Genomic DNA, 22,463 nt, shown 5'->3' with positions numbered 1-22,463 from the left:
CCCCGCCGTACGGGGCGGCTTCGGATACGGCAACGGCCGGAGCCTGTGGCTCCGGCCGTCAACTCGCAGGCGTTGGTGGGTGGTTATCCGCAGCGGTCCACGTCGGTGTCCGGGTCGAGGTGCAGCACGCCCTTGGTCGAGTTCTCGGTGGAATCGTAGTCGACCGTGATGGTCTCCTCACCGTCCTCGGCGCCGAAGTGGATGTCGGTGACTTCCACGATCTCGGGGATGCCGGTGTCGTCCTCCACCATGATCTGGTCCCCGGCCTGGAGCTCGTACGGGCTCACCTGCTCCAGCGTGGACTGCGGCTCATCGGCCACGCCCGGGGCCGGTGCCGCGGGCTCTTCCACCACGTCGTCCGGCTCTGGCGCAGCGTCGAGCGCCGGCTTGTCCATGGAGACGCCGGGCAGTTGCTGACCTCCGTAACGCGCCTTGATGGCCTCGATGGCGTTCAGGCGCCGCTCCTCCAGCTCCTCGAAGAAGGGGGGCAGCTCGACGTCCTGCCACAGCGCGGGGTCGCTGGCCCGGCGCGTCACTTCTTCCCACATGACGGCATCGTGCGTGTTGTGTCCCTTGGTGCCTGGCGGCAGGCAGCGCAGGACCTGGATCTCCTCGGGGCCGCTGCCGGTCTCCGAGAGGCCGCGGCCCTGGATGCTGGGCAGGGTGGTGCCCATGCGGCCGTCGCCCCACATCATCTTGGCGGTCTCGACGGAGTGCTGGTCGAGGGCCGTGCGCTTGCGGAGCTGGTCGCGCAGCGGACCGGTGAGGATCGCGGCATCGGGCCGCTGCATGCCGATGACGAGGTGCACGTCGGCGGAGCGAGCGAGGTAGCCCATGTTGGAGAGCGCGTCGATGGACGGGTCCTCTCCCTTGCGGGGCTTGGGCTTGCCGGTTTCGTCCTCCGCGAATCCGGCCTTCCACTCCTTGTTAACAAGGTCCTTGAAGATGATGAACTCGTCGACGATCACGAGGATCTTGTTGAAAGTGCCTTCCTCTACAAGGCCCGCCTCAATCAGGTTATAGCGCTCGTGCATCAGGTCAGATGCCTGGAGGATCGCGTAGCTGATGTCCTGAATACGGGTCACGAGAAGGATGCCAGGGAAGGTGGCGAGCTCGCGGTACTCAATGCGCTTCGGGTCGCAGAGCACGACCGGGATTCCCTGCATGGCCGCCGAGATGGCAAGGTTCCGGATGAGGACGGTCTTTCCACTACCCGTCGGACCGACAACCAGTTTGTGCGGGTGCCTGCTGCCGAGCACCCATTCCTGAACCTCGTTCTCGTTCACCGCGTACGGCAGGGCGTTCTTCTGGAGTGGGCGGTCCAGCGGATAGGGGGCATTCCTCGGGAATGCCGGGCGGGGCTGGAATTTGACGACATTGTTTTTCAGGTCCCAGATATCGCGCCAGGCGCCGGTTTCATTGTCGACTTTGGAATCGACCTGCGTGAGGACGGCCTGCCGGAAGCGCGGGGAGACGTCGTGTCGCGTCGCCGGGTACCTGACGGTGACGCCGACAGGCAGGTGCTCACTGTCGCCGTCGCCGTCGTCATGGAACTCGACGTCGACCTTCGCTGTCGCGCCGAGGACGTTCTGCAGGACACCTGTCGCACGGTCCCGTGTCGCGGCCCGGGAGGGCGTGTCGTCGAGGACGTCTGTCGTGGGGCTGTCGCTGTCGTGGATCAGCGGTGTCGCCGCCACGTTGTCGAGCGTCACGACAAGGCGGCGCCTGACGGTGTCCCATGTCGCGTCACCAGCCCCGCCGAGGCGCGCGGCGATGATGTCGCGGACCTCCTTGCGGGCCTTCTCTTCGCGTTCGTTAAAGACACTCGGGTACTCGATGACGACCCGGGTGGGCCGCCCGGACCGGTACTTGCCCACCTTGATCGCGTCCCGCTGGAACTCCGGGCCGAACTTGGGGAGCAGGGCGGCGTGCAGGTTGCGTACAGGGCGGGCGCGGCGGTCGACGAGGTAGCCGGCGCCTCCTCCGATGAGGAGGACGGCGAGCGCGACGGCCAGGCCGTAGGTGGCCAGTTGGGGGATGTTGAGCAGGCGTGCGGCAGCGATGGCGATGATGGCGACTCCCACGCCGTAGAAGCCGGCGGCGACCAGCGGGGGCCACTCCTTCTTCTCGGCGGTGGTGCTGGGCTGTGCCATGGTCCTCTCCTCTGTGGTGACTTGGGGTGATCCTGCGCCCCTCCCCCTGGGCCTTGACAGCGGGTGGTACGCTGAGACCGAGCATCGACGAAGGAGACGCACAAGGACTCAGCGTCACCCCCGCTTCCAACTCCCAGGAAGGCGGGGGTTTTTTTACGCGCCGTCACCTCCTGCTTCTGTCGCCCGCCTCTGCCGGGCCTGGAGCGAGCGCAGCTGTCCACCCCTCTTGGCGCCCTGCGGGCTGGGCCCGGTGCGCAGCTTCTCGACCTTCTCGAAGGGCCGGCCGCGGTTGTACTTGGCCTCCAGGCGCTCGACTTCGGCGGTCAGGGTGATGCGGACCATCTCGGAGAGGTTGTGATGGCCGTCTGGCCGCAGCTGGGTGCGCCACTGGGCGGCGCGCATGCGGGCGAGGAGCGAGGGCGGCAGGGAGAACGAGGCCGACTTCATGGCCTCGACCGGCAGAGCCGGGTCCGCGGGCTGCTCGTGACTCTTCGCCTTGCGCGTGCGGGTCTGCTTGCGAGTGGGAATCTTTTCGGTTACTGCTGTGGTGGTCATGTCGTCGCCTTCTGTCGTCGGAGAGCCGGGCGTTGACGACGTGTCGCCGGGTGTCGCTTCGCCTGGCTCTGTCGTGTCTGCGGGGCCTGTCGCCTGTCGCGACGGGGTCCTGTCGCGGGCAGGTGTCGTCGTGTCGTCCTGTCGTTTCTCGTCCGGGGCGTCGCTGTCGCTGTCGGGGGCGGCTGTCGCGGGGACGTGTCGCTGTCGCGGAGGTGTGACGCTGTCGCTCGGTCGGTCGCCGGTGCTGTCGTCGTCGGTCGTGTCGTGACGCGTCAGGTGCGCGCCGAGGGCGACATCGACCGGGTCGGGTTCTGTGCGTGCTCGAATTCCTGCTGGTGTTCGGCGCATTTTCGCGCCCCCTTTCGTGCCGTGTCGTTGGTGCGGTCGCCTGCTTTGTTCTGACCGTCCATCACTTTCTCGTCTCGTCGTCGAGGAGCCGGTCGTAGAACTGCTGGTAGATGTCGGCTACTTCGATGAGTTCGTTATCGAATTCACGGCAGGGCGTGTGATAGCTCTCCAGAGCTTCAGGAACTCGACTTCTGCGGGGAACGGGAGGATCGAGAAGGAGTTCACCGAAGCGGGTCTGCATTTCACCCTTGACGCGTTCGGCGTCGTCAGAGTCTTCGTAGGCCGCGATGATGTAGCCCGCGATACGCAGTTCCGGGTTTCCCTTGGATGCAATGCGCTGTGCGGTGAAGCGCATTTCTTCTGCGCCCTGGGCTCCCCAGAGAGTCGCCCGCGCGGTGATGAAGAGGTGCTCGAGGCCGAGCAGGCCGGTTGCCGAGATTTTCCCGACGTCTTTCGGTAGGTCGACGATGACGTCATCGACAAGTCCGTCGAGTTCTCCGGTAATTCGGGCACGCCGTAGGGCTCCGATTCCGTCCGGTGTTAGGTCAGCTTCGCGGTTGGCCAAAAAGCGGCTGGATGGCGCGACCATGACGCCGGGCCACATGGTGGGGACGAGTACTTCGCGCAGGGGCAGCGGGTCGTTGGGGGCCAGGACGTCCTTGATGCCGATGCGGCGCGAGGCCGGTTCGAGCACGTCGGTCGCGTTGCTCTGGGGGTCGAGGTCAAGAACCCCGACGGTTCTGCGCTTCCCGTCCGGTCGGCGGCGCCTGGTCGCCGCGTACGCCAGCTCGAGCGCGGCCGTGGTGCAGCCAGCGCCGCCCTTGCCCTTGCCTGTGCCAATCCACATGTCATCTCGCGTTCTCCCCGTTGCCTCTCGCGACTCCCCTGCAGAGTTACAAGAGACACGATAGGGCTCAACTGCTGACCTGCAGAGATGAGTTACGTAAAGAGACTTTCGGCCTGCACATGCGGGCCCTTTGGCCCTATGGTGGGAGGCGGCACATGTCCCGCTAGTCACAAGGGACTTGAGGGGACATCGCTCCTACCCGAGAGGCAACTGCCATGCACCGCACGTCATCTGAGGTCCGTAAGCCGCGCCGGCGGTTGCTCCGGGCCGCCACCACGGCCGCCTTGACGGCCTTGCTCGTCACGATCCCTCAGACCGCGATGGCCGCCGCCCAGCCCCAAGCCGCCGACGTTGAAATCGACAGCGGCGGCCTCGGAGAGCTGCTGCGCGACGACGCCCTCAACATCGTGGTCCTCATCGCCGGCCTCAGCATCGTCCTGCTCGGAAAGAAGCGCGACATCGCCGGCGCCTTCACCATCGGAGCAATCGTGCTGTTGGGCCTGGGAGTTGTCGGCCTTGCGACAGGGACAACCGCCAGCGACGTCGGCGAGGCCATGGTCGGTCTGGTCACCACCGAGGGCTGAGGTTACCGCCATGCAGATGCACAGCGATGACGAGCTCTACGCCGTCGACAGCGTTTTCCTCGGCCCGCCTCGGTTCACGTTGCCGTTCAAGGCCCGCTACCAGGCCTACGCCGTCGGCATCACGCTCACGATCGCCCTGCTCATCCTGCTCAAGATCATCAACCTGATGGCCTTCTGGCCGATCGCCTACGGGATGGTCGCCGTCATCTGGGCCACCCGCAAGATCACGCCGCACATCACGCACGACTCCAGCCTCACCACGCTGGTCCGCACCGTCTGGAACGACGTCCGCGCACCACGGTCAGCCTCCCAGCAGCAGGAGACCGTCACCGAGATGACCAGCACCGGCATCCGGCGGCACACCTACCTCTGACCGCGGCCTGTTCCACCGAGCCCTCTGCCCAACAGCGAAAGGCCACCCGTGTCCCGCGACACCACACGCAAGGGATTCCTGCAGCGCGCACGCCGCGCGAACTTCCAGTCCAACGGCCCCGACAAGCCGAAGGTCCGCCGCGAGCGCGGCGACCTCCAGCTCACCGACGTAGTCGGCCACCTCACCGTCACCCGAACCGGCCAGGTCACCGCCTGGTACCTCCTCGCACCGCAGCGCTGGAGCTTCCGCACCCACGCGGACGGCAACTCCCTGATCGCCCAACACGCCCAGCGCCTCGCGCAGCTGGTCGGCCGCCGCCTGCACATCCGCGTCACCCACCGCCCCTACCCCGTCGCCCGCTGGGCCGCCGCGCTCCACGACTCCGTCGTCAACCCGCTGCCCGGCTGGGACCGTTACCTACAGGAAGAGCAGCAGCGGGTGGCCCGGCTGCCACTGGCCGACAAGTGCGTCTACTACGGCGTGCAGATCGGGAAGATCTCCAGCGGAAGCGTGCAGAAGATCGCCGCCAAGGCCGTGCACCGGCAGCTGCGCCAACTGCAGCAGGACATCAGCGCGGTGGACCGCATCATGTCCGGCCCCGGCCTGGACGCCCGCCCCGCGCAGGCCACCGACATGGACTGGCTGATGACCCGCTCCATCGGCCTGGGCCTGCCCGCGCCCCTGCACAGCACCCCGCAGCCGACCGACATCTGGAACGAGTCCGACCTCGGCGAGTGGACGGACGGGATCCAGTGGGCAGCACCGAGTCCGTTCGCCGACCACATCCTCGTCTCCGGCAACCGCAGCGGCCGCCGGGAGCAGCGCTACGTCTCCGTCCTCACCCTGGGCCGCATGGACCTGCCCGACATCCCCGAGTCCGGCATGGGCCCGTGGCTGCAGCGTCTGGACCAACTGCGGTTCTCCTACGAGCTGTCCGCGACGATCGACGTTCGCGACGCTACCGAGGCCGGCAACGAGATCAACAAGCAGCTCGACCGGATCCGGCACCAGTACTCCCACCACCGCGAGCACGGCGTACAGCCCCCGCTGTCGCTGACCCGGCAGTCCCAGATCGGGCAGATCGTCGAGGACGACATCAGCCACGGTGCTGCCGGCCTGTCCACCCGCACCCGCGGCTGGTTCCGCATCGCGCTCTCCGCTCCCACCCTGGAGACCCTCGAGGAGCGCATCTCCAAGCTCAAGGAGAAGTTCCAGCCGAGCGTCCTGATCGCCCACCCGCAGGGCCAGTACGCGCTCGCCCGCGAGTTCATCCCCGGCGAGCCGCTCTCCAGCGAGGCCTACGCGCGGCGGATGCCCGTACGCACCCTCGGCGCGAGTCTGCCGTCGGTCACCAGCGACATCGGCGACCGACGCGGACCCAACCTCGGCTACACCTCCGGGGTCTCACGCAGGCCGGTGATGTGGCACCCGTGGAACTCGATGGAAACCCGGGACTCCAACGGCCTGAGCGTCGTCCTGGGCACCCAGGGCTCCGGTAAAACCGCGCTGTGCGGCTCGATCTGCTACCACACGAGCATGATGGGTGTGCCCTGGGTGGTCCTGGACCCCTCCGGCCCCATCGGGCGGCTGTGCGAGATGGAGGACCTGCGCCCGTACAGCAAGGCCATCAACCTCATGCACAGCGAGCCCGGCACACTGAACCCCTACCGGATGATCCCGGACCCCGACATCGCGCGGTACACGCGGGACAACCCGGAGTACCGCGGGGCGGACAACCCCGAGATCACGGCCATGCGGGCCTACCAGACCGACCTTCAGCGCGCCACGCGGATCCGCAACACCCTGGCGCAGGACGTGCTCACGATGATGCTGCCGCGTGAGATCGCGACGTCCCGCGAGACGCACATGGTGCTCACGCAGGCGTTCGGCCACGTCGAGGGCACGATCCACAACTCGCCGCGCGACGTGATCGACGGGCTGCGGAAGGTGCAGCAGAGCAGCAACTACGGCGAGCACGCCCAGTACCTGATCCAGCTGCTGGAGAACGCCGCGGAGACCCCGCACGGCCAGCTCATCTTCCCCGCGGCCGAGGGCGGGGACGACGGCTACCAGACTCGCCACTGGCGCCTGGTGGTATTCAGCTTGCAGGGCCTGGCACTGCCGGCGGAGCAGACGCCGCCCGAGGAGTGGGGCGTCGAGGAGCGGCTCAGCATGCCGATGATGCACCTGGCCGCCTGGTACGCCCAGTCCCGCATCTACCAGCGCGACATCGGCGAGCGGAAGGGCCTCTGGCTCGACGAAGCACATGATTTCCAGCGCGTCACCAGCGGCAGGGAGCTGCTGCGCAAAACCGGCCGCGACTCCCGCAAGCACAACACCCGGGCGCTGCTGTCCACGCAGGACGGCCAGGACGCGCTCACGGCCGGCCTGGAGAACTGGGTCGACTCCGTATTCGTCGGGCGCACCGTCGGCAGCGACGCCCAGCGCGCAGCCCTCAAGCTGCTGCGCATCGAGGAGGGTTCGGGCTACGAGGAGATGCTCGCCGGCCTGTCCCCCGAGGTGCACGGCAACGACAAGAGGAACAGCGAGCGGCCCCGCGAGTTCGTGTTCTCCGACGGCTCTGGCCGCGTCGAGCGGATCACGATCCCGCTGCGCCAGCGTCCTGCCCTGTACCGGGCGCTCAACACCCGCCCGCGGGACGAGGAGCGCTCGGACATGCAGGCCAACCCGTGGCTGTCGATGACCAAGGGCAAGGGGGGGCAGGCGTGAAGACGTCGATGTCTCAGAGGATGCGCCTGGCCCTGGCCGGTCGTCGCGCCGTGGTCGTGGGCCTGCTGATGATGATGTGCGTGCCGCTCACCGGCACCGCGCAGGCCGCTCCTGTCGGAGGTATGGCCCCCACTGCTGTCTCCGCTCCCATGGCGCCCGAGCCCGTGGATCCGTGCGAGGACGTCAAAGGCCCTGCGAAGGCGTACTGCGAGGACGGCCGGGACAATTCCCCGGAGGAGGGCGGGACCAACACCGGCAAGGACGACAAGGACAAGCCCAAGGACGACCCTTGTGACCTTCTGGACAAGGACTCGGCTCAGTTCGAGAGGTGCCGCAGCGGGGAGTCCATCGACCCCCTGGGCCTGATGAACGAGTGCAAGGCGGCCCCGGAGCCGGAGGTCCCCGGGACCGGGGTGACCGGCTGGTTCGACTCCGGTCCGAAGGAGGCGCCCAAGCCGCGGGACCCTGCGTCGAAGGACGCCGACGCCTACATCTACGAGCAGTACGGGTACGCCGGCCTGACCTGGAACACCTACGACCTGGGGTGCGGTGGCGGACTGCGCGCCCCAGAGGCCAGCTCGGAAAACATGTTCGCCAACCTGGCCTTCAGCTGGTCACGTGGCTGGACGTCCCTGACGGTGGTGCTGCGTCAGTTCGCCACCAGCGACGCGCTGTTCGACGAGCTGGACCCGATCATCGAGCGGGCCACCCGCGCGGTGCGTGACGCGGTGTACTCCCCCTGGATCGGCACCTCGCTGCTCCTGCTGGGCATCGTCATCATCTGGCAGGCCCGCAAGCAGAACGTTCCGGACATCATGCAGCGCGTCGCCTGGGCCCTGATGGTGATGACGGTGGCCACCGCGGTCGCCAGCTACCCCGTCGCAGCCTCGCAGTTCGCTGACGAAGCGATCGACACCACCGTCGCGGCCATCGACCAGGGCATCGCCAGCGTCGACCTCAACGGCAGCGACGACAATGGCCAGGAGAACGCCGAGGACAAGACCGGCGGCGTCCGGCCGGCCGGGTACGCACAGGAGAAGATCACGGCCGGTGACCCGTACGAGGCGCCGACCGGTGTCCGCGCCCAGGACCAGACCGCGCACGGCAACATGCTGGTACACCACGTGCTCTACCAGGAGTGGCTGCGCGGCGTGTTCGGCGACAACGACAGCAAGGTCGCGCAGAAGTACGGCATGCAGCTGCTCGACGCTCAGGCGCTGACCTGGCGCGAGGCCCGGCTGCCCACCGACGAGCGCCGGGAGGTCGTGAAGGAAAAGAAGGACCAGTTCGCGAAGATCGCCGAGAAGGTCAAGGCGGAAGACCCGACCGCCTACGGCTACCTCACCGGCAAGACGTCCGGCCGCCTCGGCGCCGGAGGCATCAGCAACGTCCAAGCCGCCGGCGCGAACAGCTTCAGCATGATCGCGGACGTGATCATCACTGTCGGGAAGCTGATGATCAGACTGCTCGTCATCATGTTCCCGGCGATCGCGGTCATCGGCCTGCATCGGGGCGCGTCGAACTCGGTCAAGACCGCGTTCGGAGCCGCCATGGCGGCCTGCATCAACATTCCGCTGTTCGCCGTCGGCGCGGGTGTCCAACTCCTCATTGTCCGCGAACTCGCGGACGAGAGCGTGGATCTCCCGAGCTGGGCCAAGGCGCTGGTCATGATCCTGACCACAGTCGTGCTGTGGAAGATGCTGCGCCCACTGGCCCGTCTGACCTCGATGGTCAACCCGAACCGGAACTACCTGGACGACGGCGCCGGCGCCGTCACCGGCCCCGGCAAGGCGGCGAGGCAGGCCGGCAAGTACTACCTGGGCACTCGCTACCTCCGGAAGTTGATGAGGCGCCAGACCGAGGCCGTCGAGGACATCAGCGAAGCCATCTCCGGCAAGGAGGAGTCGGCCGGCACCGACACGGAGGGGAGCTCGTACTGGGGAGACGACAGCTCCCCGTACGCCGACACGCCTCCTGCTCTCGATGGGCCGAACGGCGACGGCGGCGGCGCCCTGGAGCCGATGTACGGCAACAACTACGACTCCTACAACGTGGACAGCGCTCAGGCAGGCGGCGGCGAGTTCTTCCGCCCCGGTGCGGCAGCTGATAACGACGACGACTGGGGCGGGGTGGGCCCCGAGCTGGAGCGGGTCGACACGGGCACCAGCAGCACTATCCGGCCCTACAGCGGCACCGACCACGGGTCCTCGGATGATGCCGCTGGAGCTTTCCCGGGCCAGGCCCCTGCGGCCCCGCACGGGCCTGGCCCGCAGGGCCCCCCGGCGTCGGGCAACGGCGGCGTGGTGGGTGACATCCCGTCGCCGCGTGAGCACGGTACCCCGTACTACGGGGCAGACGGTGCGGTTCCGCCTGCGGCCGCCATGCCGGACCGCGACGCAGCGCAGCCCGAGTCGGACGAGCCGCGCGTGGTGCCGCCGTCGGTCGACCAGGACGGCGGGATCGTCTACACGATCTACAACCCCGCCACCGGCACCTACCAGGTCCGCGACGAGCGTGAGGGTGATCGCTGATGGGTACCGGAACGCCGCTGTGGCAGTGGCCGCTCTACAGCCCGAAGAGGCTGGTCGGCACCCTCGTGATCCTGGCCGTGCTCATCGTCGGAGTGGCTGTCCTGCTCAACCTCAGCTCCGAGGAAGGGGGGCGCCCGCAGGGCGTCCCCGCCCCCGGGGTGTCCAACTCCCCTGTTCCCAGGCCGAGTTCGCCGTCCGCTGAGCCGACGCGGACCCCGACGCCGGACTACGGAGCGGCCATCGACACGGCGCGGCAGTTCGTCACCGCCTGGGCGCGCCCCGAGGAGGAGTCGTGGAAGGCCTGGTACGCGGGTGTGGCTCCGTACGCCACTGACGATCTCGCGAAGCGGCTGTCCACGGTCGACCACCGCAACGTCCCCGCGACGAAGGTGACCGGGAAGTCCCGGCTGACCGACACCGGAGGCGTCGGCCGCACCGAGGTCGCCGTTGAGACCGACGGCGGCATGGTGTCCGTGGTCATAGTCCAGGCAGGCAAGGACAGCTGGAAGGTCGCGGACTTCCAGCCCGGCGCACAGGCGGTGGAATGACGATGAGAAGGCTCCTGATGCTCGGCGCCATGGCCGTCGCCGGCTGCCTCATGGCCGCGTACGCCGTGGTGAACACCGTTACCGCCCCGCTGCAGGGCATGGACCTCAAGGGTGTGGCGTGTGCCGCCCTGAAGTACAAGCTCGGCAAGGGCCTGAAGCTGTTCCAAATGACCAGCGACATGAAGCAGAACGCCGAGACGATCATCTCGGTCGGGGCATCGATGGGGATCTCCCAGCGGGGCCAGGTCGTCGCGATCGCCACCGCCATGCAGGAGTCGGGGCTCAAGAACATCGACTACGGCGACCGTGACTCGCTCGGCCTGTTCCAGCAGCGCCCGAGCATGGGCTGGGGCACGCCGGAGCAGGTCACCGACCCCCAGTACTCAGCGCGGAAGTTCTACAACGGCCTGCAGAAGGTCCATGGCTGGGAGTCGATGCCGATAACGGACGCCGCGCAGGCCGTGCAGCGGTCCGCTTTCCCGACCGCGTACGCCAAGCACGAGCAGGCGGCCAGCCAGATCGTGGCGTCCGCGCACGCCGAGTCGACCGGCACGTCCGTGCAGCAGATCAACTCCTCCTCCGGGTGCACCCCGACGACCACGCCGGCCAGCGCCCAGACCCGCGGATACGTCTCCCGGGCGATGACGCAGATCGGCAAGCCGTACGTCTGGGGCGGCACCGGCCCCGACGGCTTCGACTGCTCAGGCCTGATCGTGTGGGCCTGGCGACAGGAGGGCTACCAGCTGAAGGTCCGCACGAGCCAGCAGATGCACAAGGTTGCCGTCCCGATCCCTCAAGGGCAGGAGAAATCGGGTGACTTGATCTTCACGCGGATGGCTGCGGGCGGTCCTGAGCACGTGCTGATCGTCGTGAAACCAGGCCTCGCCCTGGAGGCGCCGCGCACCGGCCTCGACGTCCGGGTGCGCAAGTACGACCCGGCCGCCGAGGAGATGACGTTCGGCCGCATCCCGCAGTCCCAGCTCACCGAGATCCCCGCGCAGGTCTGAGAGGAGCACCGCCATGAGCAACGACACCACGACGCTCGAACTCGTCCTGCTCCCGGCGCCCGACCCGGTGCATGCACTACAACCGCGGGCGCACCCGCCTGCGCGGCCGGAACCCCGAGCCCGCGCTGCGCGCCGACAGTGGGGGCGGACGATGAACCGCGACGCCGCCCTCGACGGGGCACTGGACGTGGAGGCCGGCTTTGGGGACATCCTGAGTTCAGCCAGCGAGGCGGAGGGCTGATGGGAGCCATCGAGCAAGCCCGGCTCCGGGAACGACTCGCCCCTCACGCGGACGAGTTCCGCCCGCGGATGACGCGGGCGGGCGATGCGCTGCTCGTGGAGCTCCTGCGGGAGTACGGCCCGGACGACATCACGGCCGTCGTGCAGCTGCTCCAACAGCCACCGCCGTTGTGGCTGAGCGACACGGAATGAAAGTGGGGAGGGCCGGCCAAGTCCGGTCCTCCCCACAGTCGTTGAGCAGGGTGTGCTGAACAACCTCAACACGAACCCCGAACTGCTTGACAAGCGTTCAGCGGCTGAACAGTATGGAGTGGTCGGGATCGCACGACCCGGAAACGCCCGAGGGGCACGGCTCTCGTTGGTAGCGGCTGCCGTGCCCCTCACCTCACAGCGGAGGTACGACCATTGTCCATCACCCTGACCCCCATCGATGAGCAGGCCGCGCTCGACGCCTCTCGGATCCTCGCTGAGCTCTCCGTAGCTCCGACCGAGCCGTCCGTGCTGCGGATCGCGTCCGAGATCCTGCCGCCGGTCACCGACAGCGTGCGTCGCGCCGTCGCCGACCCCGGCGCCGAGGACGACGATCTGCTCGCGCTGACCATCGCCGTCGGCGTACTCAACTAAGGACCCATCATGACAACCTCGCGCAGCTACCACGTGCACGTCGTGCTCTCCGCGGGCGGACTGTGGCAGGGCAGCGTCAAGGAGCTGCCCGAGGTCACCGACTCCCACCGGTCGCTGTCGTCCCTGGAGACCCGCCTTCGCCGCAAGATCTCGGCGGCTGCGGGGATCTCCGAGGACGACGTGGCCATCGAGTCGGACATCACCACCGGCAACAAGAAGCTCGACGAGCGGCTCGCCGAGGCACGTGAGCTGCGCCGCCAGGCCGACGATCTCAACTCCAGGGCTCGCCAGGCGGCGGCGCCGCTCGCCAACACCCTCGTCTCCAAGGGCGTCTCCCAGCGGGACGTCGGCACGCTGCTCAGCGTCAGCGGCGCCCTCGTGAACAGCATGCTCAAGAAGACCTGACGCTTCGCGGGTACCGCCCGGGTACACCCCGTCCGCCTCACCAGCGGCCGGCCGGTCGGCAGCCACCTTGACCGCACACCCTGCCCAACATCAGGGAGCACTCATGAACCCGACGCTCACCCCGTCTGCCTGGCCGCAGTCGCTGTCGGCCAGCATCAACGGTCTGCGCGAGTCCGCCGAGCGGGCACGCACCGCCTACCAGGGCGCGGACGCCGCCGCCGAAACGCTGCGTGCCGACGCGGCCGCCGCCGAGAAGTCCGCCGAAGGACCGCTGGCCGCGACCGTCGTCTACGACGGCTACATCCGACGTCAGTACGCGACCGTGCTGAACGAGATCGCCTTCAGCCATGCAGGCACAGCCCTGTCGCTGTCCCGTGTGTGGCACCGCGCGGCGTACGCCTACGCCTACGGCGTCGCCAGCACCTTCGCCGACCTTCAGCAGCATCGGCGACCCGAGCTCGCGTACGTCGCCTACGACCAGGCCGCGCCTGCGCCGTCGAAGTCCGCCCCGGAGGACCTGCGTTCGGCCTACCGCTCCGCCTGCGACGCGCACCTGCGCATCGACCGAGGAGCGCAGCCGTACGGCCGTGAGCCCTGGGCCACGAGCGCCGAGCAGTGGCACCTGTACGCCGAGCTCGTCGGCTGCCAGGTCCTGGCCGAGCTCGGCGCCCAGGCGGTGAAGCAGTGACCCCCGCCGCACCGCAGGCCGAAGTCCTGGAGCGCCTGCGCGGCGAGCACATCGGTGCCGCGCGCACCGAACTCTGGGCGTCCGTCCCGCACGCCTGATCCGAGGTCGCTGCTGCACGCACGGGTGCGTGCAGCAGTCCCCGCGCGCCGTCGCGCGCACCGACTCCCGGCCGAGGCGTGTCTGCCCAACAACACCGCGCCTCGGCCGGGTCCATCCCCCTCTCACGGAGGACACCGCCGTGCACACCACTGCCCGACTCACGCACTCCGAGTTGGCCGACCACGTCGCCGCCAGCCCCCTCTCCCTGACCCCCTCTCCCACCGTGCAGGAGGCCGCGGCGGTCATCGCCGAGGACCTACTCACCCACCGCCGCCCGCAGCCGCTGCTCGCCTGGGAGGCGGGCCGCTTTCCCGAGACCGCCCTCGCCCGTCGTACGAACTCCCGCGAGTTCATCGAGCAGCTCGGCGTCGACAAGCTCGTCGCTGCTGTCGAAGAAGCACTCCTCTCCGTACGGGCCCTGACGATCCGCCAGCCATGGGCGGGCGCGATCACTCACCTCGGCAAGCACTGCGAGAACCGCTCCACCCGGATCCACTACCGCGGCCTGCTCCTGGTCCACGCCGCCAAGCTGACCGCTGGCCCGACGTTGGTGCGCCAGGTCAGGCGGATGGACCCCGAGCTGCCACTGCCGCTCCAGGCCGTCATCGGAACCGCCCGGGTTGCTGGCTGCCACCGCGCCCGCTACACCGAGCAGGGCGACGTCTGCTGCCGCCCCTGGGGCGAGCCCGGCACCGCCGACTCCCTCGTCTGGCACTGGGAGCTCAGCAACGTCCGCCGGCTCCCCTCGCCCGTGCACTGGTCCGGAAAGCAGAGCCTGTGGCGGCCGACCGCCGAGCTCCTGGACGCCGTGATCTCCAGCGAGGAGGCCACGCGATGAGCAGGAACGTGTACGGCACGGCGGGGCGCTCTGCGCAGCGGCGAGCCGACCAACTCCGGTGCGAGGAGCTGCGGTTCCAGCACCGCCGAGCCGTCCGGTGGATCGTGCCGGCACTTGTCCTCTGGTACCTCGCAGCCGGGGTCATCGATGCCCTCCTGCCGACCGGCACCGCATGGCTGCTGGCCGCGGCCGCCCCGTACGTTCTCCTCAAGCGGTTCTACGTCCCCGGCCCTGACGTGCAGCGGTGGGCAGCCGGCGCGCGAGCGGAGCGTCGTACAGGCGAGCGGCTCGAACGCCTCGCGCGACGCGGCTGGCCCGTGCTACTCGACAGGTCCCTCCCCCGCACCCGCGCCAACCTGGACGCGCTGGTGCTCCTCCCCGACGGCCGGAGCGCGGTGTACATCGATACGAAGTCGACGCGCGGCGGCGGTCAGGCCGCGCTGAAGGCGGACACGTTCGTCCTCGGCAAGTCCGCCTACCCGAAGGCCATTCCGACCGTCCTGGCCGAGGCACAGGCAGCGCAGCAGGTCCTGGGAGTTCCAGTCCGCGCCGTGATCGCGGTGGACGGAGCCAAGGTCCCGCACGGCCAGCTGAAGCACTCAAGCGGGCTGACGGTCGTCAGCTCCCGCGACCTGCGCAGCCTGCTCACGGCGATCCCGCACCAGCGTGACCCGCAGTCCCTGGAGGCCCTCACGGTCAGGGCCACCTCCGGCCTGCCGCCCTACGGCGACCGCTGACGGCCCCTGTTGAGCGCCAGGCCTCCCTGGCGCTCTTCAAGGGCCCCTCAGAGGCCCGCACGTTCCATCGTCCGTCCCTGTGTGAATGGAGCCTCCTGGTGGCAGCCCGCCCCCTGATACGGCACATCCAGCTCGAACTCGCCGACACCGCCGCCCGTTTGGCCCGCGTCGACGCCACTCCCGAGCCCGCCGAGCCGCGCCCGCGCTGGCACTACCTGTGCCGCCGCCGGACCCTGCTGGACGGCCTGGTCGACGATGCCGAGCGTCTGGCCCTCGCCCACGCGCGCTCCGGTGACCTGGGGGCCGCAGCCGCGGTCCACGAGCTCGTCGAGCACTACCAGCACCTGCATCACCTCGCCCGCCGCGCGATCGAACTCCACCAGCCCGTGCTGGCCCGGTCCATGCACCGGTTCGCCCCGCGCCAGCCCTGATGAGCCCTGCAAGGCCGCGATGTCAGACCCGCCCGGCACCCTCGAACCGAGACCCAAGGAGCGCCCGATGAGCCGCCAGATCTACCTCGACACCGAGTACATCCCGTCCAACACCAGCAACCGCGGCCTTGTGTCCATCGGCCTGGTCGATGACTCCGGGAACGAGTACTACGCCGTCAACGCCGACCACGACTACGCCGCCGTGCAGGCTCACACGTGGCTGCGCGAGAACGTGTGGCCCTCGCTGCCGCGCACCTGGACACTCGCCTTTGACCGCGCCCACCCCGACGTGAAGCCGCTCGACCAGATCCGTGCCGAGCTCGCCCAGTTCTTCGCCAAGGACGGCACCGAGCGAGCGGAGCTGTACGCGTGGTTCGGCACTCAAGATCACTTCCGGCTGCTGGGGCTCTGGGGGCATGACTGGGAGGAGATGCCCCGGCAGATCCCGACGACGATCCACGAGCTCTGGCACGTGGTCGGCGCGGCCGGTCTCAAGGAGAACCTGCCCGAGCACGACGGCGACGTTCACCACGCTCTGGCCGACGCCCACTACGCCCGCACGCTGCACCGGCACGCTGACCTCTCCACTCTCCCGCCCACGCTGCCCATCGAGGAGGCCGCCGAACTCGCGCGCTACCGCACGGCCAACGCCCGCGGCACGCTGTTCCGCTTCGACGGCGCGCAGATGCGCGGTGAGTTCTTCGAGGGCGAACTCGTCCTGATGGACCGGCTGCTCTCCTCGGTCACCAAGGCAGCACGGCAGGGAAACCTCGAGGAAGTCGCAACGCTCCTCAAAGCGCACGAGGAGCAGGCCGCCCGTGCACTGGCCGAGCAACAGCGCCGCGACTGCTCCCACATCCCCGAGTGCACCTGGGAGCGTGACGACGGTCAGACGGAGTCGGGCCCCGAGGTACAGGCCGTCGTACGGCCCACCTGCTACGAGGTGTGCGCCCTGCCCGAGCACGCCCCTTGTGCCGGCCACTACACCCTCACGGTCGCCGAGTGGGAGCACGACCGCTGGACAGTCAGCCACTTCAACGAGCTCCTCGGGCCCGACGGCACCTTCGCCGAGGCCTCCCTCGACGACTTGCAGGACCGTTCGTGGATGGAGGAGCGCAGCTGGGACCGCAGCGTCGCGCTGTCCCGCGCCCGTGAGGCCGCGCCGGACGTCCGCGTCAACAGCATCCCGGCCTCCGCCGTGCTGCGCCGCCTCATGGGCGCCAACCATCCCGACCAGGCCCCGTTCTCCGGCTCGGTGCGAGACGATGAGGTCACGGAAAAGGGGGAGGGCAACTGATGCGTTGGCGTCTGAACGCGGAGAGCTGGAAACCCGAGGACTGGCAGCAACTGCACCGCCTCGTTGGCTTCTTGGTAATCGGGCTGATCGCCGGAGCACTGCTCATCGGCCTCTTCTTCGGCGTGGCCTATGGCGTCCAGGCCTTGGCCAGCGGCGCCATCATCGGCGCGGTCGTGGGACCGTCCTTCGGCGGCATCTGGTGGGTCTACAAGCTGGGCGGAAGCGGCGCCGCCGCTCTTCTCAGCAGGACACAGCCGAAGAGCTCCGACCGACCGAACCACTCCTGAGGAGAAACGAATCGTGCGCATGCTCATGGTCCAGCTGACCATGCCGTTGTGGAGGCGGGGCTACGAGACCTACGCCAAGGCGTTCGGCCTCCTGGCCGTCGGCGTCCTGGGCGGGGTCGTAGGCCTCGGCCTGGTTCCGCTCGCGGAGGACGCCGCGGCGGGCTCCGGTCTCTGGGACGTGCTTGCGCTCGCTGGCGGTCTGCTCGGGATGGGTCTGGTCCTGCTCGGCGCTCTGATCGTGGCGTTCCTCGCCGCGACCTCGCCGTACTGGGCGATCCGGGGTGCGCTGGAGGTCCGCAGGCTCAACCACCCGGCCTGCTGAGGAAGTTCACGGGAGGGCGGGTGGCCTTGTGCTGCCCGCCCTCCCGCATGTTCGGCCCTGCCTCCTCGTCTGCTCACCCCGTACGCGGGGGATACTGCTCGCGTGGAGGAGCAGACGCCGCGACGGCTGGACATCGAGGACGCGTGGTACCGGCAGGTGCCGCCGTCCGCTGTGCCCGTGCCCGCGGCCCACATGCCGCCCGACCTCCACGGGCACCGCGGGATTGTCGCGGACCCCGACGTCGGCATCATCACCGACCTCCGGATCATCGGCACCGTCCGGCATGGCTCCGACGGTGCCGTGGTCGACGTGCTGCCCGAGATCGACTACTGGCGCAGCAGGATCATCCCCGACCGCCCCGTCTATCCGCGACGGGTCCCGCTGGAGCGGCTGTACGTCGAGCACCGACTCCCGTACGAAGCGCCGACCGCCGATCAGCCTGTGCCGCCCGAGCCGTCCTCCGCAGACGCCGGAGCATTGCTGCGCCGCCTGGCCCCGGCTCCGGACCAGCCCGGAGCCCGGATCCCGGTGCCCGCCCGTACGGTCACCAACCTGCACGGCCGCAGAGTCATCCAGTCCACGCAGCTCGGCTTCGCCTGGAACCTGCGCGCCATCAGCGAGCCCTACGAGACCGCCGACCACGACATCCGCGTCAACCTCTGCGGAGTCGAGGCCTACTTCCGGTGGGTCATCACCGGCGTCCAGCCCGAACCGGTGCCGGTCGACCTGTACCTGCTGTGGACCGAATAGTCAGGCGCCAAATTCAGGTCCATCCCTCACTGGAGCCCAGGGCTCCCAGGAGCGCCCCGTATCCAGCCGGTGCACCATGGGCTGGCTCTAAGGACCGCTAGGGTTCGATGCGTCGGTACAGCACCATCCTGGAGGACCTCCATGTCGACCCCAGAGCGCCGCAAGCCCAAGCGGAAAAAGGGGGGCGGTCAGCTCGCCGAGGCGCGTGCCGAAGCTGCTGCCAGCAACACGGTGCCGTCTGGCCAGCCCTCCGGGATTCATGCGCTGGAGCCGGAGGAAGGCGAGCTGTTCGAGCATGACCCGGCCGACGTGGGCCCCAACCCCATGAACCGTCGTCTCGCGCTTCGGAACATGGACGAGATGATCGCCAGCGTGGAACGTCAGGGCGTCCACACCCCGGGCGCCGCCATGAAAACCACGCTCTTCATCGAGCGCTATCCGGAGTGGAAAGAACAGGTCGAGTACCCGGACCGCACATACATCCTTGGTCCCGGACATCGGAGGCACGCTGCAGCGCAGGCTGCTGGCAAGCCGATGCTTCTGATCCTGCGCAACGACTGGGCCAAGGACCGTACGGTCGAACAGAACCTGATCTCCGAGAACCAGGACCGTGACGATCTCTCCCCCATCGAACAAGCCCTGCAACTCGACCTACTGCGACAGCGCGGGCTAACCGGCGAGCAGATCGCGGAACGCTCGGGCTACAGCAACCGCGGAACGGTCAGCAAGTTCCTGAACCTCCTCGTCCTTCCTCAAGAAGTCCAGACAGAGATCCACGAGCGTCGGCTGTCACACAGTGAGGGATACGTGCTGTCGACGGTCAGGGACACGGACAAGAAGAAAGACTCTGAGACCGCGCACGAACTGCAGCTGCGCGCCTTCGGCTGGATGCGCGACGAGGGCCTCACGGCAGAGGCTGCGAAGAGCCGCCTGCAGATCCAGTCGACCGTGTTTCCCGTGGGAAACACGAAGATCGACGCTGCCAGTGCCTCCGATGCCGGGCAGGACGGCCCCAAGGCAGCCGGTGTTTCCCATGGGAAACACGAAGCAGGCGAGACGGGCACCTCGGGCGAGCTTGCTGGGGCTGCCGCTGAGAACGTCGCTGCCGAGGTGCCAATTCCCCATCAGAGCGCGACGGGTGGCGAAAACGAGCGCGGTCGAGAGAGCTCGAAGCCTGCAGACCTGCAGGCCGGAGGGGATGAAAGCCAGGACCAGGAGGAGCGGGACAGACGCACGGCTGCGGTGGAGTCTGCCGAGCGTCGCAGCCTCGCCTGTCAGTTGCTCCTCGCACAGGAGAAGTACTCCAGCGCACCCGAACTGACCACGCTCCTGGTCAACGCCGTCCTCAGCCCCGGCGAGTGGAAGAGCGCTGCCGCTCTCGCTCACTCCTGGCTCAGTGAGTTGGGTAAGGGGCCGAAGAACGAGCGGTGGCCCTCCACCTACTTCACCAAGCTCTCTGAAAGCGACGACGTGAACCTCAAGCGTCGGGCTGCATTCGCCATCGCGCTGGCTGCCAACGAGGCGCACGCCTCTGCCCACACCCACACCTGGGATGAGCGCGCCCAGGCCCACGTGAACTTCCTCATCACCAACAAGGCTGTGGCGTACGAGCCCACCGAGTACGAGCAGGAGCTCCTCGGGCTGGTCTCCGAGGCGCAGTGACCACCTCTTCTTCCCGCTCCCCGGAGGCACCAATGACAGCCAGCATCGCGCATGAGGCCCGTATCCGGACCCTCGACAAGACCCGCGTCCTGGTCTTCGCGTTGAAGGCCGGCGGTACCGCCAAGACCAGTTCCTGTACGAGCCTTGCTGCGATTCTCGGAGCGCGCGGATACAAGGTGCTCGTCATTGACCTTGACCCTCAGTGCAACTCCAGCCAGATCCTGGGCTACCGAAGGTTCCGTGACGGCCAGCCCGGCATCATCCAGGTGATGAAGCAGGAGGCCTCTCTCCAAGAGGCCGTTGTTCAGGCTCGCTACCAGGCCGACGAGATCGACCCCGAGGACCCGGACGACGCGTACGACCCAATCGAGAACGTGTACATCGTGCCGGCGAACAGCAACGATCCCGACGTTGACGAAGCCGAGCGGCTCCTCAACGACCCCAAGTGCGCCGACTCCTACTGGCTCCGCGAAGGCCTGGCCGATATGGACGGGCAGTGGGACGCCGTCCTCATTGACTGCCCCGCTACCTACGGCCGCGCCACCGTCACCGCGTTCGTCGCCCTCGATAAGAACGTCGACGGGGAGGTCATCCCGCCGATCCTGTGCACCCTCAAGGAGGGCGACGCGCTCGTCCGGCTTGAGAAGAAGCTCCAGGAGATCAGGGACCTGCGGAAGTACGCGGTCAAGGGCATCCAGCCCGAGATGAAGCGTGTCCTTGTTTGCTGTGCGCCCAACAGCAGCTTCGGCAGAGCGGAGCACTGGAAGACCCTTGGAGAGCTTCAGGAGACCTACGGCGACGTCCTCTTGCCCCTCATCCACTGGTCAGGAGTGATCCCGTCGATCTATCGGGACGAGTGCCCCGTCCCGATCCTGGCGCCGAACAGCATGCCCGCCCAGGAATACAACAAGGTCGCCACAGCCCTCGGCTTCACTCAGATCTCCTGAGCTCGTACGTACGACGTGTTTCCCGCAGGAAACACGAGGGCTGAGTCGAGCCGCAGGTGCGGTACCCAGGTCCAGATGCGCTTAAGGAAGCGGACGTATCCCTGACGGCAGGGCGCTGAAGCAGCATGATCGTGGTTATGACTCTGCGAGCGAGAGATGCGCGAACGCGCCAGGTCATCGTGCTCACCGACGATCCCAGCAGCGCCGACGCGCTACCCGAGGGCACGCTCGACAACGGCCGCTACCAGTGCCTGAGTTGCCATAAACCGATGTCGTTGTCCCGTCGCCGCGGCCCGACTTCTACGTACCGGCCCCGCTTCGCTCACGGCAGCCGCAAGGCCGACGACCTCCAGGTGGTTGATGCTGAAGACCTATGCGGGGCGCGCGCCGAGGTACGCGAGCGCGTCGACCAGGAGGTCGAGGTCATCATCGACCTCCGCGATCACCTGGTAAGGGCCTGGCCCGGCACCCCCACCCGGATCGAGTGCCCTCAACCACCCGATGACGGCGCCCCGGTGCCGCCCGTAGTCGTCGCGAAGGACGGGGACCAAATGCTCGTGATCGAGCGGCAGCGCGGGGAGCTGACGGAGGAGTCGGTGCGCCGCCGGGTAGCGGCCGTTCGGCACACGTACGGCACGGGGGCTCGGCACGTGTGGTTCTTCGCCGAGAACCTGACGCATTTCCGCCAGGGGGGCCTGCGTGACAAGTCCGTGCGGCCGGCGGGGGAGACGGAGTCCGTGCGGCACCGTCGGGTCCGGCCGACCGAGCAGCAGCTGCAGATCGTCGATGCTGGGGGAGCGGTGTACTGGGTCGACGGGGACAACGTGCTCGTGCCGTATGGCGGGCACGAGTTCCAGCACGAGCCGCGGCGAGGCGAGGAGTTCGACTGGGCGGGGATCGAGTGGCGCCGTACGGACTGGCGGATCAGCCACCCCGTCCCTGCACCTGGGGCGCAGTGGTGGGGGCTGGTCGAGATCGGCTTGTCGACGTTGCGCGTCGGGAAGCTCGGCTTCCACCCCTCCGAGGCTCACGACGTCATGGAGCGCCTGGAGCGAGTACAGGCGGCACGGTGGAACAGCTCGAAGCGGGCAGCGCGCGAGCAGGCTCGGGCGAAGCAGGAGCAGCTGAAGGCGGAAGCGGCCCGACCCTCAACGCCTGCTGCGGAGACTGTCAAACCGCCAGCTCCCACGCCGCTTCCCGCCGCCCCGCCATCGCCTGCTGATCCGGCGGCTCCAACTCCACGACCGCAGCCCGAGGCCGCCGAAGAGGACGCCTCGACTGCTGCACCCCACGACGACGAAGGCACGCTCGGCCCGGTGGTGCCGCCGAAGCCGTCCGTGCCGCCTCCCGTACCACCGGCAGTGCCGGCACCGGGTCCTGAACAGCGGCCTCGGAGCTGGCGGGAGGTACTTCGTCCGCTGTTTCAACGCCGCAAGCGTGGCTGATCATGGTCTGACTGG

The 22,463-nt window shown here is 68.4% G+C and carries 24 protein-coding genes; 21 read left to right on the top strand and 3 right to left on the bottom strand.

Annotated features, from left to right (window positions below; translation table 11 throughout):
* Nucleotides 1–83: 83 nt before the first annotated feature.
* The 3 genes from QIS99_RS28865 to QIS99_RS28855 all read right to left on the bottom strand — a co-directional run bounded on the left by QIS99_RS28865 (nt 84) and on the right by QIS99_RS28855 (nt 3,903).
* Nucleotides 84–2,153: an FtsK/SpoIIIE domain-containing protein gene (locus tag QIS99_RS28865; RefSeq protein ID WP_282516652.1), complete on the bottom strand. Its 2,070-nt coding sequence runs from the start codon at nt 2,151–2,153 to the stop codon at nt 84–86.
* A 153-nt stretch (nt 2,154–2,306) separates the two neighbouring features.
* Nucleotides 2,307–2,708, bottom strand: a complete 402-nt coding sequence (locus tag QIS99_RS28860; protein ID WP_282516651.1) for a ParB family protein — start codon at nt 2,706–2,708, stop codon at nt 2,307–2,309.
* 409 nt (nt 2,709–3,117) lie between these two features.
* Nucleotides 3,118–3,903, bottom strand: coding sequence for a ParA family protein (locus QIS99_RS28855; RefSeq protein ID WP_282516650.1), 786 nt, complete (start codon nt 3,901–3,903; stop codon nt 3,118–3,120).
* A gap of 320 nt (nt 3,904–4,223) precedes the next feature.
* Between QIS99_RS28855 and QIS99_RS28850 the strand changes: the two genes are divergently transcribed.
* The 21 genes from QIS99_RS28850 to QIS99_RS28750 all read left to right on the top strand — a co-directional run bounded on the left by QIS99_RS28850 (nt 4,224) and on the right by QIS99_RS28750 (nt 22,448).
* Entirely contained in the window at nt 4,224–4,487 is a 264-nt protein-coding gene (locus QIS99_RS28850) for a hypothetical protein (RefSeq protein ID WP_282516649.1), read from the top strand.
* A 10-nt stretch (nt 4,488–4,497) separates the two neighbouring features.
* Nucleotides 4,498–4,860: a hypothetical protein gene (locus tag QIS99_RS28845; RefSeq protein WP_282516648.1), complete on the top strand. Its 363-nt coding sequence runs from the start codon at nt 4,498–4,500 to the stop codon at nt 4,858–4,860.
* A 48-nt stretch (nt 4,861–4,908) separates the two neighbouring features.
* Nucleotides 4,909–7,590: an ATP-binding protein gene (locus QIS99_RS28840; RefSeq protein WP_282516647.1), complete on the top strand. Its 2,682-nt coding sequence runs from the start codon at nt 4,909–4,911 to the stop codon at nt 7,588–7,590.
* Nucleotides 7,591–7,598: 8 nt separating this feature from the next.
* Entirely contained in the window at nt 7,599–10,121 is a 2,523-nt protein-coding gene (locus tag QIS99_RS28835) for a hypothetical protein (protein ID WP_282516646.1), read from the top strand.
* Nucleotides 10,121–10,669, top strand: coding sequence for a hypothetical protein (locus QIS99_RS28830; protein ID WP_282516645.1), 549 nt, complete (start codon nt 10,121–10,123; stop codon nt 10,667–10,669). Before QIS99_RS28835 ends, QIS99_RS28830 begins: the two co-directional genes overlap by 1 nt.
* Nucleotides 10,670–10,671: 2 nt before the next feature.
* Nucleotides 10,672–11,676, top strand: coding sequence for a C40 family peptidase (locus QIS99_RS28825; RefSeq protein WP_282516644.1), 1,005 nt, complete (start codon nt 10,672–10,674; stop codon nt 11,674–11,676).
* Nucleotides 11,677–11,689: 13 nt separating this feature from the next.
* Complete coding sequence (locus QIS99_RS28820) at nt 11,690–11,917, top strand: hypothetical protein (RefSeq protein ID WP_282516643.1); 228 nt, start codon at nt 11,690–11,692, stop codon at nt 11,915–11,917.
* Nucleotides 11,917–12,108: a hypothetical protein gene (locus tag QIS99_RS28815; protein ID WP_282516642.1), complete on the top strand. Its 192-nt coding sequence runs from the start codon at nt 11,917–11,919 to the stop codon at nt 12,106–12,108. Before QIS99_RS28820 ends, QIS99_RS28815 begins: the two co-directional genes overlap by 1 nt.
* Nucleotides 12,109–12,321: 213 nt before the next feature.
* A complete protein-coding gene (locus tag QIS99_RS28810; RefSeq protein WP_282516641.1) occupies nt 12,322–12,540 on the top strand; it encodes a hypothetical protein in 219 nt (72 codons plus the stop codon).
* A gap of 9 nt (nt 12,541–12,549) precedes the next feature.
* A complete protein-coding gene (locus QIS99_RS28805) occupies nt 12,550–12,945 on the top strand; it encodes a hypothetical protein (RefSeq protein WP_282516640.1) in 396 nt (131 codons plus the stop codon).
* Nucleotides 12,946–13,048: 103 nt separating this feature from the next.
* Nucleotides 13,049–13,633 (top strand): hypothetical protein, encoded by a 585-nt coding sequence (locus tag QIS99_RS28800; protein WP_282516639.1) that lies wholly within the window; start codon nt 13,049–13,051, stop codon nt 13,631–13,633.
* Nucleotides 13,634–13,871: 238 nt separating this feature from the next.
* Entirely contained in the window at nt 13,872–14,570 is a 699-nt protein-coding gene (locus tag QIS99_RS28795; protein ID WP_282516638.1) for an ASCH domain-containing protein, read from the top strand.
* Nucleotides 14,567–15,307, top strand: coding sequence for an NERD domain-containing protein (locus QIS99_RS28790; protein ID WP_282516637.1), 741 nt, complete (start codon nt 14,567–14,569; stop codon nt 15,305–15,307). Before QIS99_RS28795 ends, QIS99_RS28790 begins: the two co-directional genes overlap by 4 nt.
* A 98-nt stretch (nt 15,308–15,405) precedes the next feature.
* Nucleotides 15,406–15,738: a hypothetical protein gene (locus QIS99_RS28785; protein ID WP_282516636.1), complete on the top strand. Its 333-nt coding sequence runs from the start codon at nt 15,406–15,408 to the stop codon at nt 15,736–15,738.
* 67 nt (nt 15,739–15,805) lie between these two features.
* The gene (locus QIS99_RS28780; RefSeq protein ID WP_282516635.1) at nt 15,806–17,035 is read left to right on the top strand and encodes a 3'-5' exoribonuclease; all 1,230 of its coding nucleotides are present in this window, start codon (nt 15,806–15,808) and stop codon (nt 17,033–17,035) included.
* Nucleotides 17,035–17,322 carry a hypothetical protein gene (locus tag QIS99_RS28775; protein ID WP_282516634.1) on the top strand — a complete coding sequence of 96 codons (288 nt, stop codon included), beginning with the start codon at nt 17,035–17,037 and terminating at the stop codon, nt 17,320–17,322. Before QIS99_RS28780 ends, QIS99_RS28775 begins: the two co-directional genes overlap by 1 nt.
* A gap of 13 nt (nt 17,323–17,335) precedes the next feature.
* The gene (locus QIS99_RS28770; protein WP_282516633.1) at nt 17,336–17,644 is read left to right on the top strand and encodes a hypothetical protein; all 309 of its coding nucleotides are present in this window, start codon (nt 17,336–17,338) and stop codon (nt 17,642–17,644) included.
* A gap of 102 nt (nt 17,645–17,746) precedes the next feature.
* Nucleotides 17,747–18,394: a hypothetical protein gene (locus tag QIS99_RS28765; RefSeq protein WP_282516632.1), complete on the top strand. Its 648-nt coding sequence runs from the start codon at nt 17,747–17,749 to the stop codon at nt 18,392–18,394.
* A gap of 141 nt (nt 18,395–18,535) precedes the next feature.
* A complete protein-coding gene (locus QIS99_RS28760; RefSeq protein ID WP_282516631.1) occupies nt 18,536–20,056 on the top strand; it encodes a ParB/RepB/Spo0J family partition protein in 1,521 nt (506 codons plus the stop codon).
* Nucleotides 20,057–20,088: 32 nt separating this feature from the next.
* Nucleotides 20,089–21,003, top strand: coding sequence for a ParA family protein (locus tag QIS99_RS28755; RefSeq protein ID WP_282516630.1), 915 nt, complete (start codon nt 20,089–20,091; stop codon nt 21,001–21,003).
* A gap of 137 nt (nt 21,004–21,140) precedes the next feature.
* Nucleotides 21,141–22,448 carry a hypothetical protein gene (locus QIS99_RS28750; RefSeq protein ID WP_282516629.1) on the top strand — a complete coding sequence of 436 codons (1,308 nt, stop codon included), beginning with the start codon at nt 21,141–21,143 and terminating at the stop codon, nt 22,446–22,448.
* Nucleotides 22,449–22,463 lie beyond the last annotated feature (15 nt).

The sequence above is a fragment of the Streptomyces solicavernae genome (assembly GCF_029968095.1).
Lineage (GTDB): Bacteria > Actinomycetota > Actinomycetes > Streptomycetales > Streptomycetaceae > Streptomyces > Streptomyces solicavernae.
The sequence above is the reverse complement of the archived record's forward strand: the minus strand, read 5'-3'. Positions and strand labels throughout refer to the sequence as shown.

Bases quoted from the DNA above. Each gene is read 5' to 3' on its own strand.
- QIS99_RS28865 (WP_282516652.1), bottom strand. From the start codon at position 2,153: ATGGCACAGCCCAGCACCACCGCCGAGAAGAAGGAGTGGCCCCCGCTG.
- QIS99_RS28860 (WP_282516651.1), bottom strand. From the start codon at position 2,708: ATGACCACCACAGCAGTAACCGAAAAGATTCCCACTCGCAAGCAGACC.
- QIS99_RS28855 (WP_282516650.1), bottom strand. From the start codon at position 3,903: ATGTGGATTGGCACAGGCAAGGGCAAGGGCGGCGCTGGCTGCACCACG.
- QIS99_RS28850 (WP_282516649.1), top strand. From the start codon at position 4,224: ATGGCCGCCGCCCAGCCCCAAGCCGCCGACGTTGAAATCGACAGCGGC.
- QIS99_RS28845 (WP_282516648.1), top strand. From the start codon at position 4,498: ATGCAGATGCACAGCGATGACGAGCTCTACGCCGTCGACAGCGTTTTC.
- QIS99_RS28835 (WP_282516646.1), top strand. From the start codon at position 7,599: ATGTCTCAGAGGATGCGCCTGGCCCTGGCCGGTCGTCGCGCCGTGGTC.
- QIS99_RS28830 (WP_282516645.1), top strand. From the start codon at position 10,121: ATGGGTACCGGAACGCCGCTGTGGCAGTGGCCGCTCTACAGCCCGAAG.
- QIS99_RS28825 (WP_282516644.1), top strand. From the start codon at position 10,672: ATGAGAAGGCTCCTGATGCTCGGCGCCATGGCCGTCGCCGGCTGCCTC.
- QIS99_RS28820 (WP_282516643.1), top strand. From the start codon at position 11,690: ATGAGCAACGACACCACGACGCTCGAACTCGTCCTGCTCCCGGCGCCC.
- QIS99_RS28815 (WP_282516642.1), top strand. From the start codon at position 11,917: ATGGGAGCCATCGAGCAAGCCCGGCTCCGGGAACGACTCGCCCCTCAC.
- QIS99_RS28805 (WP_282516640.1), top strand. From the start codon at position 12,550: ATGACAACCTCGCGCAGCTACCACGTGCACGTCGTGCTCTCCGCGGGC.
- QIS99_RS28800 (WP_282516639.1), top strand. From the start codon at position 13,049: ATGAACCCGACGCTCACCCCGTCTGCCTGGCCGCAGTCGCTGTCGGCC.
- QIS99_RS28790 (WP_282516637.1), top strand. From the start codon at position 14,567: ATGAGCAGGAACGTGTACGGCACGGCGGGGCGCTCTGCGCAGCGGCGA.
- QIS99_RS28780 (WP_282516635.1), top strand. From the start codon at position 15,806: ATGAGCCGCCAGATCTACCTCGACACCGAGTACATCCCGTCCAACACC.
- QIS99_RS28775 (WP_282516634.1), top strand. From the start codon at position 17,035: ATGCGTTGGCGTCTGAACGCGGAGAGCTGGAAACCCGAGGACTGGCAG.
- QIS99_RS28760 (WP_282516631.1), top strand. From the start codon at position 18,536: ATGTCGACCCCAGAGCGCCGCAAGCCCAAGCGGAAAAAGGGGGGCGGT.
- QIS99_RS28755 (WP_282516630.1), top strand. From the start codon at position 20,089: ATGACAGCCAGCATCGCGCATGAGGCCCGTATCCGGACCCTCGACAAG.
- QIS99_RS28750 (WP_282516629.1), top strand. From the start codon at position 21,141: ATGACTCTGCGAGCGAGAGATGCGCGAACGCGCCAGGTCATCGTGCTC.